Consider the following 12263-nt stretch of genomic DNA (forward strand, 5'->3'; position numbering starts at 1 on the left):
CTGCCTATCTTTTTTTAGCACACTTGGGCTCAATCCTTACAAAGTATGGGTTTGGGGCGGGTTGTTACCCCCCCAGGGAAATATCACCAAATAACAGAAGTTAAATGCCAAAAAAAGCCAGTTAAAATAACAAAAAAAAAGCTCAAAAAATCGAGCGATACACAGACAATAGTCTATCAAGTAACAGGTGAAATAGAACCCCGCATTTCAGCAATCGAAGCGGAAAAAGTCAAAGCTGGGAGATTTATATTAGCCACAAATATTTTAGAGCCTAAAGTAGTGAGCAATTCACAGGTATTATCGGAATACAAAGCGCAGCAAAGTAATGAGAGAGGATTTAGATTTATCAAAGATCCGTTATTTTTTACTTCCAGCGTATTCGTGAAAAAGCCGGAGCGAGTTGAAGCAATCGGAATGAATGATAATGGGACTGTGTTTGTTAGTGTATAATTTAGCGCAAAGGAAATTGAGACAACAATTAGAAGCTACCAATGAGCAAGTGAAAAATCAGGTAAAGAAATTGACCGATAAACCGACAATGCGCTGGATATTTCAAGTGTTTCAGGCTGTGCACTTAGTGACAATAAATGGCTCGAAGCAGGTCAGCAATTTAACCCAAGAACACCAAGATATCTTGCGGCATTTAGGAGAGTATTGCTGTCAATACTATTTAATATTTTCAAGTGAATAACGATTGCGATCGAGGTGTAGATATTTGTGAATAATTTTCATTAATTAGTCAAGACAATTGGCTCTTGGCATAAGTTTCCTTGCTTCAAAATATGAGCAACCGCGATAAAATAGCAACATGAATATATGAAAAAAAGCCAATTATTTCAACTTACTTAGTTTAGGTAAATTTGACAAGCTTCTGTAATGCTAAAACTGTATAATTTCAGCCTAAAAGCGTTTGGCTTCCAAGTTTTCACAACTGATAAATAAATCCGACCCACCTCTGCGGAATGTGGGATCTAAAGCACGCTCTCTTAACCCAGCCCACGTAATATGCGATCGATATATTCAGCAAGCCCTATTTACATCTCAAATGGAATTGCTATAGTGAGTTTGGACGATCGCACCCCATGCCCTCTTCCTTGACAATTACCACGGCGAACCGATCATAGTAAAAGCAGCCCAATAATAAGGATGCGACAAATTTCGATCGCCCCTGGCGGTCAACTCCGACGGTAAAGGCAGAGCTTGATTGTTGCCCGATCGCCTCAAATAACCATCTTGCAACCGCACTTCACCCCGCAGCATCGCCAACTGCGCTTGCCGCAAAGCCTCAGCCTTAATCGGCGCCGTGCGCAACTGCTGGTAAAACTCAGTCATCAGCCCCAAAGTACCGACATCGCTGACATACCACAAACTCGCCAAAGCCGATTTTACCCCCGCGTGCACCGCCAACCCCGCAAACCCCAACTCAGCTTGTTCGTCTCCCACCGCCGTAGTACACGCACTCAAAACCAACAACTCCACCTGCGGGTTAGATAACTTCAACTGATCCAACTGATTCAACCGCAACTTAGTATCCCAAAACTGAATGTAAGAATTTTCTGCCCCCCCTGGCTGAAAATCGCCGTGAGTAGCTAAATGAATAATTTTGTATTGCGATTGATTGCGCTTATCCTTCAAATTTGCCAAAGTAAAAGCTTCATTGAGAAAAGACGAACCGGGCCAAATCTTGCCCACAATTGTCGATATTTCCAGTGGCACTGCCGGCAAAGGATTTTGATCGTATTTGGCCGGAAAATTCGACGCACCCATCGCCAAAACTTCAGAACTCTTAACATCGGCATAGCGAGTATCAGTTAAACTCAAACTTGGAATCAGCCCCAAACTGTACTTTTCTACCAAAAACTGCTTGCCGTCGTAAAGAGCAGCCAAAGGCAAAGTCCGCAAACCCGCATCCATCGAAAACACCAAAGTGTCAATCTTGTTAGCCTCCAGTTCCGGTTGCAGCGGTGCAATTAACCACTGGTAAAGTTCCTCGGCAGATTCCTTGTAATCAGCAGCATTCAATCTCCTGGGAGTTCTGATAGCATTAGTGAATTCTTTAGCAACTTGCAGCACTGTCTCGCGGCTTGCAGGCACGCTTTTAAAAACACTTTTGCCGTCTGGCAATAACAACACAAGTTCTAAATGTTTCTGTTTCGCCCACACGTAAAGGATGGCTGGTTTAACTCCCGTCAAGCGATTCACGCTGCTGAGAGTATCTCGAATACTTTGCTGCGTGACCGACTTTTGACCGAGATTCCCCCCAAAGTAACGTTCAAATTCCCGACCCTGAGTTCTATCCCTTTGCTGCACTGCGTCGATCGGATTTATTTGCCCGATCGAACTTGATCGAGAAATCTCAGGAACCCTGACATTCCCGATACTTCCTGCACTCCCCCCACTCGCCGGCTTCTGTGCAGTTGCCCCCCCGCTGCCGTTTTCTGTCGCCGCCGGCGCACCCTGATTGTCTGTTAACAGCGACTGCGACAGCAATACCGAGCCGGTCGCAGTCTCGTTCGACCCCACCTCAACAGACGCAGCAGCAGGTTCAGGCGAGACATTTGTGTTACTGCTCTTTGGCGCAGACGCTGCGGAGGGGAGACTCACCTCAGTCACAATTTGTTGAGAATTGGCTGTAGTTTTCAGTTCCACGCTGGTAGTTGGTGCTGGACTCGACACGATCGCCAGCGGCCCGATAGTAGTTGAGGAGGTGGCAGTGTTCGACTTCGAGTTTCCCGTCCCAACAGTCGCCACCGTGCAAGTGCCCGACGGGCAAGCGCTTTGAGAAAGCGTCAGCGAACCCGACCGAGCCAGGCCGTCTGTAGAAATTCTGACCTCGGCGCGCTCGGCTGCCGTTCCCGTTCCCGCAGCCCGAAACGCTCCCCCAGCATCGATTTCCACATCGCCGCCCGTATTGCCACGAGCTTTGATCGAAACAACTTCAACATCTTTCTGTCCGGTAATCTTGCTCGAACCGGCACTTCCCGACTGCGAACTGGAATTGATCACCCCTGTAACGATCCGCCCCGGCGCTGCAATCGAGATATCTCCCCCGCTTCTGGAACCGAAAGCATCGATGTTGCCGGTTTCTACCGCAGCGGCGCTGTCGATGTTGATATCGCCCGCCGCGGAAGCCGATCGAGATGAAAGCGTACCAGCAGTCAAGTTGCCTTGAGTGCTAGTGATGTTAATCCCCGCAGTCGAGGTAACGTCTCCGACGGCTACAGTACCGCCCATCAGAGAGATCGTGGCGTTATCAGTTCCGACGATCGCACCCGTTCCCACGATCGCGCCAGTGCCATTGGGGGATTGAATCGTCGTCGGATCTTGAAATGTCACCGTCACTGGTGTTGAATCTGGCGTTCCAGAAGCAATCGAGATCGCACCGCTACCGTCAGAACGCCCGATCGCGATCGAAGCAAACCCATTCCGCAGCGAGTTCAATTCCGCAGCAGTCAAGTTCAGAGCTTCGGTATCGCCAGAACCTTCAATTATAATATTTTGAGTGGGATCGGCCGGTTGCAGCACCAAATTGCCGTTGCTGGCGATCGAATTGTTGCCACCCGTCAAGTCAATATCGTTGCCGGTTAAAGTAATATTTCCCGGTGTTTTCGAGCCGCCAGCTTGGATCGCACCCGCAGTGACTCCATTGGGCCCCGTCAGCGTCACATTCCCCGCGCGATCGCCCCTCGTGTCGATCGCCCCTGCACTCACCGTGCCCTGTGCGGTAACGCTAACATCTCCCGCCTCCGAGCGTGGCACTTTGGCAGAATTGACAGAAGTGTTGATGGTGGGGGCAGTTCCAGTACGTAGCTGACCGGTTGTGACATTGCCCGCTGTGCTGGCGATGCGAATTTCCTGATTGTTGGTAGTGATATTTCCGGTTCTGATATTGCCGTCAGCTTTGAGAGTAATTGAGGCATTGTCGGCCCCTGTCAAGGAATTTGTGGTAGTGATTGTTCCCAAACCCGCCGGCGATTGAATAATTAGCGAGTCATAAAATGTGAAATCGTTGGCAATCAGAATCGAACCGATACCGTTGCTGCGGCCGATCGTAATTCCAGCAAATCCATTTTGCAAACTTCCGAGGTCGCTTGCCGTCAGATTCAAATAAATATTAGTGCCGACATCTCCAGAACCGCCGATCGCAATATTTTGACCTGGGTTCCAAGGTTGCAGTACCAAAAAGCCAGTGCCGCTGACTGAATTTTTATCGCCTTTAAAATTAATTTCATTACCAGTCAAAGTAATGTTTCCCGAACCTCCTGCGACGAAGCTCACTCCCAGAACATTCTGAGCTGTCAATGTTACATTTCCTGTCGCTTCCGGGCCGCTGGCATCAAGTTTTTGGGCCGTTACGTTCAGACCTTCGAGCAAAATATTCCCGCTGCTGCCGGTGCTAGGATTCGATGAAGAAATATTGGCGGCAACTGTTGTTCCCGGACTAATTAAACTAATATTTCCGCCGTTGCTTGACAAATTGCCCGCAGTAATTTGATTTCCCGAAATGGCAATCGCACCGCCTTGAGTGCTAATTGTATCGACCGCATTCATCGAAAAAACACCCGCCCCACTGCGATCGGCATCTGCTCTCAATGTCACCGAACCAGTAGTTGCTTGAAAGCTCAACTGATTGTCCGCCAAATCAGCAATTGTAATATCGTTGAGCGCTTCGAGAACCACATTTGTCGTCGCCGACATACTTTCCAAAGCTCTAGCCGAAATTGTCAGCGAAGGCTCAGAATTGTTTGGCTGTGGTGATGACGTTCCTGTTGACAAAATATTATTGTTGGCAATTATTGCCGCATCGCCGGTACCTTCTGGGGAATCTGTAATTAAGATATTTTCTGGATCTAAAAGCAAAGTCCCCAAACCGTTTGTCCCGGAAGTATCGACAGTACCGTTAAAAATCAATCTTTGCTTGCCCGAAACTTCCACAAACCCGCCAACACCTGCGGTTCCCGTTGCAGAAACGCCATTCGCGCTGATGCTGCCCAAAAATGCTGTTGTGTTGTCAGCCCAGACAAAAACTCTGCCGCCGTTGCCTGATTGAGTTGCGTTGGCAGCGATCGAACTTTTGCCATCCACGTAAGTCATTGTTGCATTCGGCACAGTTCCCTCGCCTCGGTAATCTCCCCCGAGCCGCACCGTTCCGCCGCCGTCCGGCCCCGAAGCCTCAATCTTCGCTCCCAACAGCCCTACCTTGTCGCCCAACACGTTGACGCTTCCTCCCGCGCCCCCCCTGGCAGACACGTCCGCATCACCCGCTACCAGCGCAGTTCCAGCACCTGCAGGCACTGTTGGGCCGCCTGTCAGCACGACATCACCTTGAGCGTTCGTAGTTATACCCGTAGCGTTAGCCACGCCGGGACCAGAGAGCAGCCGAGGTAAACTCTGGGGAGAGAAGGGAAGAGCTTCCGAACCCGACACTCCCGCAGCCGGAGAAACTTCTAAACTCAGCAAAAGTCCGTTTTGACTCAACCGCACCAGATTTTCGCCCGGAACAGCCGCCACAGTAATTTGACCGCCCGGGGCTGAAAGTTTGCCCGTACTGATGACCGTACCGCCCAGCAAAGTCAAATTTTGCCCGGTTCCGACAGCCAAGTTACCGGCATTGACAATACTCCCGGGCTGTGAGCCAAAAACAAAAGCATTCGGCGTTCCGACTAGGGCTGCGTAGTCGTTCGCCCCTGTACTGTTGAACCAACGGTCGTCAAAACCGATACCGCTAGCGGTGGTAGCAAAAAAAGACCCGGACACATCGAGTCGGGCATTTGCTCCGAAGATGATGCCTGCGGGATTCATCAGCAACAAGTTAGAATTGCCGCCGCTAACTTGAATTAGACCGTTAATTAAGGAAGCGTCCCCGCCGACAACGCGGCCGAGGATATTTTTTATGGTTGGGTTGGAGATGAAATTGGCAGTTTCGCCAGAATTCAGACCGAACCGAGTAAAACTGTGGAATAGATTTGCTCCGTCTCTGGAGGGAGTGCCGCCTTGAATGTCGTAGCGAGGGGGCGACCCTGTACCTGGGGCGATGACAGCGGTTCCGGTGCCGTCTGGGGCTGGAGTAATAGATTGTGCTGCAGCAATTTGAGATTGGGGATAAATTGCCACGAATACCCATCCGCTGCTATTTTCTTTGAGGAAAAGCAGGTTGGGGGAAAAATCTAACATCCAAAATCCGGCAATGGGAATTGCTGCCAGAATCGACCGCACAGCACGTTGAGCATTCATAAGTTTGCCTCGGTCTAGACCTTGATTCGAGTTTAAAATTGAGATTTTAGGTAAAAAAGAGTCGATCGCACCCCAATGCTGACACTTCCTAACGCTAGTTCTCGATCGCAAATCTTAAATTTTCAGTCTAAATTTAATTGTGTCACCAACATAGCAAAGACAGATAGTAAGTGTCGAAACCCAGGAAATTTAAACAGCGAAAATTATGAGCGATGGAATTGTGCGTCTGATCGGTTTAACTGGGGGCATCGCCACCGGTAAAACCGCTATATCTAATTATCTGAGAGATGCCTGGGGATTTCCGATTTTAGATGCCGATATTTACGCCCGCGAAGCTGTGAACCCAGGTTCGCCAATACTGGACTCTATTGTAGAGCGATACGGCGCCCTTATTTTGCTCCCCGACGGCAATTTAAATCGGCCAGAGTTGGGAAATATTATTTTTTGTAACGCAGCCGAGCGGGAATGGTTGGAACAACAGATTCACCCTTATGTCCGCCGCCGATTTGTTGAGGAAACCCAAAGCTGCATTGCTGCATTGACTCCGGTATCGCAAGGCACACATCACTTAAGTACAAAAACTCAAGAAACCGGGTTTGTTCACCGCGATCAAAAGCTAGAACGAAGTATTGTTGAAAAAAACTCCGGTTTCTGCGCCCCGACTGACACGTTGACTTTGGTTTTGGTAGTGCCGCTGCTGTTTGAAGCTAACATGACTGACTTGTGTACCGAAATTTGGGTGGTGTACTGTTCGCCGGAAGTGCAGTTAGAACGACTAATGCAGCGAGACGGCTTGAGTTACGATCGAGCTAATGCCCGCATTAACGCCCAGTTACCGCTAGCTCAAAAGTGTCAACAAGCTGATGTTGTTTTGGACAACTCGTCAACCCTCGACTCGGTATTCTTACAGGTAGATGCGCAAGTCAGTCGATGTGAGATTTGAGTTTTGAGATGTAAGATTGACTCCACGATTTTGTGAACGGGCTTTTTTTTTCAGAACCGCTTTCGACTCGTCCTTCGGAGCGGCGCGCCAGCCATCTTGAGACAAACCAAGAGAGACAAAAAAAGAAAAAAGGTTCACAATTCATTTGAAAATATCATAACAACCATTTATGAAGCTAATCTGAAGGATTAGACATTCCTTTCTTTCAGGAATATCGTGCACCAAAATATTTATATGTAGGGTGCTGATGACGCACCTCTGTAATCTGCTATTTTGTCTTTAATGCGAGGGTTGCTTCCTAATATCAATAAATTATGAAATTAATCTGAAGACTATGAAAAATTTATAGTTTGCGGTTTTCGTTTCCTTATTTGCAGAGTGTTTCAAGAGGCTTCCAGGGTGTCTACCATTTGAGATTTGAAATTTTAAAATTGTGAATCATTTATAACTACCAGGTTTGGGAGCACCGGCCTAGAGAGGCATTCTTTTTTTTTAGATGGTATTAAATTTTGCTGGTTTGCCGCAAGTAGCAGACAGCTCGAACTTGCGAGCGAACAAGCGAGCTAGATAAGGGCTTTCACCTGCTTTCAACAAAAAATAAAAAGAAGTGCAGGTGCCGTCAATTACTAATTGATGGTTTCGCTGCCATTAATTTTTTTTTATCCTGATAGCCGAGTACAGACTGCGTATCAAGAAGGGGAAAATACAAATACCAAAATTTATGATCGGCGTTTACTCTTCCATCCTGATGTCAAGCCTGTTACTGAGCAGCACCGCAGTTAGCGCTCAAAGCTTAGAAACTCGATCGACCTTTTTTGCTCAAGACAACTCTGCTCCAGACATTTTAACCGCTCTAGCCGACACTCAGACCTTTTACGCAGATAACGACGATAAAGATACGCCGCCAGAACGAGGAAGCGGGAGATAAAGGCGAAAAAAGCGATAATTGTCTGTTGGGAATTAGGTAATTACGGGGAGAAGCGAAAATTGGGATAAGAAGAGAAAAATTGAATATTTCCATCCATTAATTCAGGACTTAGGTACTGCGTACCAAAAAACCTATTTTTTAGCGGTATTTGACGACTCAAAACATAATTTTTGGCTGTTCCGGTTTTTTGGCTAAGCGTACTCAAGATATCAGATGCCACAAACAGGCGCGAAATGTTGCACTCAAAAAATAAAGGTAAAGCGCGAGTAGGAATCTTGCGCTTTACCTTTATTTTTTAAACTTTTGAAACTTTAATCTTCTTCCGCAGCTTCGCCACCAACAACGACATCGCGAATCCGCAAACTCGGGCCGCCGCAGCCTACCGGCAAACCGCTTTGTCCTGCCTTGCCGCAGCCGCCGGATTCATCCCAGTAGAAATCGTCGCCGATCGCCTCAATATCGGCTAAAGTGCTGAAAACATTACCCGAAAGAGTAACATCCCGCACCGGATTGTCGAGTTTTCCGTCGCGGATCATCCAAGCTTCGCCGGCACTGAAAGTAAACATTTCGCCGTTAGTCATGCCGCCTTGCCAATTGCGCGCATAAACTCCTTCTTTGATACCAGAAAATAAGTCTGCAACCGGTGTGTCACCCCGTTCGATCCAAGTATTCGTCATGCGGACGATCGGCGGATAATGATAATTCAAACAGCGAGCATTGCCAGTAGGCGTTTCTCCCAACTTGCCAGCAGTTTCCCGCGAGTGCAGCCGCCCCACTAAAGCGCCGTCTTTAATTAACTGAGTAGTAGTCGCGGGAGTACCTTCGTCGTCGTAGAAATAGCTGCCCCGGTGTCCCTCTGGCGCTGCACCGTCGAAAATTTGCAAGTTTTCTGGGCCGAACTGGCGGCCGAGGGTCATAATTTCCAAAATGTCGGGATTTTCGTAGGCCATGTCGGCTTCGGAAAGGTGCCCGAAGGCTTCGTGGACAAATAATCCGGTCAGAATTGGGTCGATGACGACGGTGTAGGTGTTGCCTTGGACGGGGGGTAAGGCTAGGGAATCTACGGCGCGCTGGGCGGCGCTGCGAACTTGAACATCGAGATCGGTTAAGTCTTCGTAGGCTTTGCGCGAACCGGTGGTTTCGCGGCCTGTTTGTACGGTTTCCCCGCTGCGGGCCGTGGCGGCAAAGCGCATTTCCATGTCTGCCCAACCTTGTTCGAGCATGGTGCCTTCGGAGGTGGCGAGGATGATGCGCTGGGTGCTGTCGCCGTAACGCACCGAGATGGTGGCGATACGGGGGTCAATGCTGCGCAGAATCGCCGCGTAGCGATCGCACAATTGCTTTTTGTCAATTAGGGGAACCAGACGCGGGTCTGTTCCTGTCAGCGGCAGCAAGCAAATATCTTGTACTGGGGTAACTGGTGCCAGAATCGTTTCTTCTTCGCCGATCAGTTTAGCCGCGGCGATGGCTTCTTCGATTCTTTCGGCGAGGGTGGAAAGTCGGTTAAAACTGGCAAAGCCCCAGCCGCCTTTGTGACAAGCTCGGACTTGGCCGCCAATTGAGACTCCTTCGCTGAGGGTTTCAATTTTTTCGCCTCGCAGCAGGATGTCGGTGCTTTCGGCTTCTTCGAGTCGAATTGCCAGATAATCCACTTGATTGCGGTAGCGTGCCATTAAGTCTGACAGCAGATTTTTCGAGTCGGCGATCGAGGTGGGCATAAGGAAAGCACGGTGTTTAACTGACTTCATTTTGCACTTTTGTCAGGGCGATCGTGCAAAATATCGCCCCAAGCGCGGAGATTGCGACTTATTGGTACGGTTCTGCCAATGTCGTTAGTTGACAAATGTGGATATCCTGTGGGTTAGGAGGAAGGCGCAAGAAACTATGCGGGATTTTTCGATCGTGCTGGTGCTTGAGTCTTAACTCCTGAACTTTCCTATACATAAATACTTCACCCTTCATGCCTCCGAAGGTGGGTTTATAACTGTGAATACTTACTTTTTACCGACAATAAGCGAAATTTTAGCCTCCGAAGGCCAAGAAAATGACCTGAGTCTCTTTGATGCGAAGTTGGCGGGAGAAAACAACCGCCATCGGTGTCCTGCCAGCCGTGGGGCTTCTCGGCTGAAAGCTGAACAGGAATGGTACGGGGCGATCGCAGCTTTGAATCAAATGCTCGACCGGCAAAAACCCGGACAAAAAACAGATGCCGATCGAGCAAATTGTCGGTCGACAATCCCCAATTCCTGTCAGGGATTGGTGTTGTCGGGCCCGTCTTCGGTTTTGACTGACCCTGAGAGGGCCAACGGCTTTGCCAATTGGATTTTTACCAGTATTCCCGACAACGATGCTGCTTTGTGGTCTTTTCGTGCTAGACAAACTTTAGCTCTACTGCCGGCGGCTGATGAGCAAATATCTGTGCCTGCGGCTGCCCCGGCTTTGGCTTTGGCGATCGGCGATCCTTTGGCGCACGAGCAGTTTTGTTTGGTTTTAACTGCTAGTTTTAGCCTGGTGATGGTTTTGGGTGAAAATTCTGCGGGAATTCCGGCTTTTCTATTTTCTTTCGACCCGCAAGTAGTAGCCAAAGCTTGGGAAGTTTTGCGGCGCAGGGTGACTGAAAGCGACTGTTTGCTTGTCAATTCTGATGGCAGCTTCAATTTACCAGTTCGCCAAGTAACTAATAATTCTGCTAAATTAGATGCCCTGTTCGAGCAGTTTTTGCCTGTTGCTCCAAATTATCAAACAGTGATGCATTTCAGCCGCTTGCTGTTGCATAATTTGCCGGTTGGGAAAGAGGAAGCAGGCCGGGTAAAGGATGAAAGAATGGATGATGGTTTGAGTCCGAGGCGTCAAAAGTTATCGGCTACAGATATCAACTGCAAATCTCCAATTCCTCTGGCTACTAAAGAGGTGGAATTGCTACAGGCGATCGCCCACGAAGTCCGCACTCCTTTGGCTACTATTCGCACGCTGACTCGATTGTTGCTGAAACGTCCCAAACTTGAGCCGGTGGTGGTCAAGCGTTTGGAAATGATTGATGCTGAGTGCACCGCTCAGATCGATCGCTTCGGTTTAATTTTCCGCGCCGTGGAATTGGAAATGTCGCAAGCCAAAAATTCGGGCGTGCAGCTAACAGCAATGTCCCTCGGTGAAGTGCTGCAAAATAGCATTCCCCGCTGGCAAAAACAGGCGGCTGTGCGCAACCACACTTTGGAAGTTATTGTTCCGAAAAAGTTGCCGGCGGTAGTCAGCGATCCGACGATGTTGGATCAAGTTTTAACTAATCTAATTGAGAATTTTACTCGAACTTTGCCATCGGGGAGTCGCATTCAGGTGGAGGTGACATTGGCGGGCGATCAGTTAAAGTTGCAGTTGGAATCGGAACACCTACCTGAAGGTAATGGCGCATCGACTTTTGCGGCTAAGGCGAATTCTCCTTTGCGATCGATCGGGCCTTTGTTGATGGTGCAGCCGGAGACGGGAAGTTTGAGTTTAAATTTGAGCGTGACTAAGAATTTATTTCGGGCTGCTGGCGGGAAGTTGGTAATTCGCCAGCGGCCTGAAAAGGGTGAGGTGATGACGGTATTTTTGCCGCTGCAATAATCATTAGGTGTAGTGGCGGGTTTTACCAACCATCTATGTCAGAAACGAACAATATAATAAACCCGCCCCCCCCCAACGACCAATCCGAATAGATATTTTTTAAATGGGATCGAACCTCATGTTAATCTGGGTTGTTGGTTGGGTGGAGGCGGTTTTTATAGATTGTTTGTGAGCATTAAATATTGTTGGTAAAACCCGCCAGCACGATCGCATTAATCTATTAAAATCTCGCTGAGTTTACTTAATAATTGCCTCATCCACCCTTCAAAAATAAAACATCGTACCGACTCGATCTAACTTTTCGCAAACAAACTGCCGCAAAAACGATCGTTTTTGCAACACCCCCTCCAACCAGAAACAGGCTTAACGCGACCAAAAACTGTTGCAAAACTTATCTCAAAATCAGTGTCTCAAAAACGTACACTGATAGTTATTGGACTTTGGACAAGAAGGAAAATAAAAAAGGATGAACGCGAAGTAAGGAATGAAAATTTAATAACACAAGCAAGGTATAATAAACAAATGAGTGAATATCAATGTACTTGACATTTCATT

At 48.3% G+C, this 12263-nt stretch carries 5 protein-coding genes and 1 pseudogene; 4 read left to right on the plus strand and 2 right to left on the minus strand.

Features of this window, described 5'->3' with window-relative positions; translation table 11 throughout:
• Positions 1 to 78 precede the first annotated feature (78 nt).
• Positions 79 to 691: pseudogene (locus tag QUA54_RS34675) on the plus strand (IS1634 family transposase); the annotation flags it as partial.
• Positions 692 to 1101: 410 nt separating this feature from the next.
• Here the strand turns inward: QUA54_RS34675 and QUA54_RS32445 are convergent.
• On the minus strand, positions 1102 to 6234 hold the full coding sequence (locus QUA54_RS32445; protein ID WP_333418944.1) for a CHAT domain-containing protein: 5133 nt from the start codon (positions 6232 to 6234) through the stop codon (positions 1102 to 1104).
• A 205-nt stretch (positions 6235 to 6439) separates the two neighbouring features.
• On the opposite strand from QUA54_RS32445, the gene coaE reads away from it, so the two are divergent.
• Together coaE and patX are read left to right on the plus strand one after the other, a co-directional pair.
• A complete protein-coding gene (gene coaE / locus QUA54_RS32450; protein WP_333418946.1) occupies positions 6440 to 7177 on the plus strand; it encodes a dephospho-CoA kinase in 738 nt (245 codons plus the stop codon).
• Positions 7178 to 7898: 721 nt separating this feature from the next.
• Positions 7899 to 8105: a heterocyst-inhibiting protein PatX gene (gene patX, locus QUA54_RS32455; protein WP_333418948.1), complete on the plus strand. Its 207-nt coding sequence runs from the start codon at positions 7899 to 7901 to the stop codon at positions 8103 to 8105.
• 311 nt (positions 8106 to 8416) lie between these two features.
• Here patX and QUA54_RS32460 read toward each other — a convergent pair whose 3' ends face one another.
• On the minus strand, positions 8417 to 9823 hold the full coding sequence (locus QUA54_RS32460) for a TldD/PmbA family protein (protein WP_333418951.1): 1407 nt from the start codon (positions 9821 to 9823) through the stop codon (positions 8417 to 8419).
• A gap of 268 nt (positions 9824 to 10091) precedes the next feature.
• On the opposite strand from QUA54_RS32460, the gene QUA54_RS32465 reads away from it, so the two are divergent.
• Entirely contained in the window at positions 10092 to 11708 is a 1617-nt protein-coding gene (locus QUA54_RS32465; protein ID WP_333418949.1) for a HAMP domain-containing sensor histidine kinase, read from the plus strand.
• The last annotated feature ends 555 nt before the right edge of the window (positions 11709 to 12263 follow it).

The organism is Microcoleus sp. MOSTC5, assembly GCF_036701825.1.
In the GTDB taxonomy this organism is placed as follows: domain Bacteria; phylum Cyanobacteriota; class Cyanobacteriia; order Cyanobacteriales; family Microcoleaceae; genus Microcoleus; species Microcoleus asticus.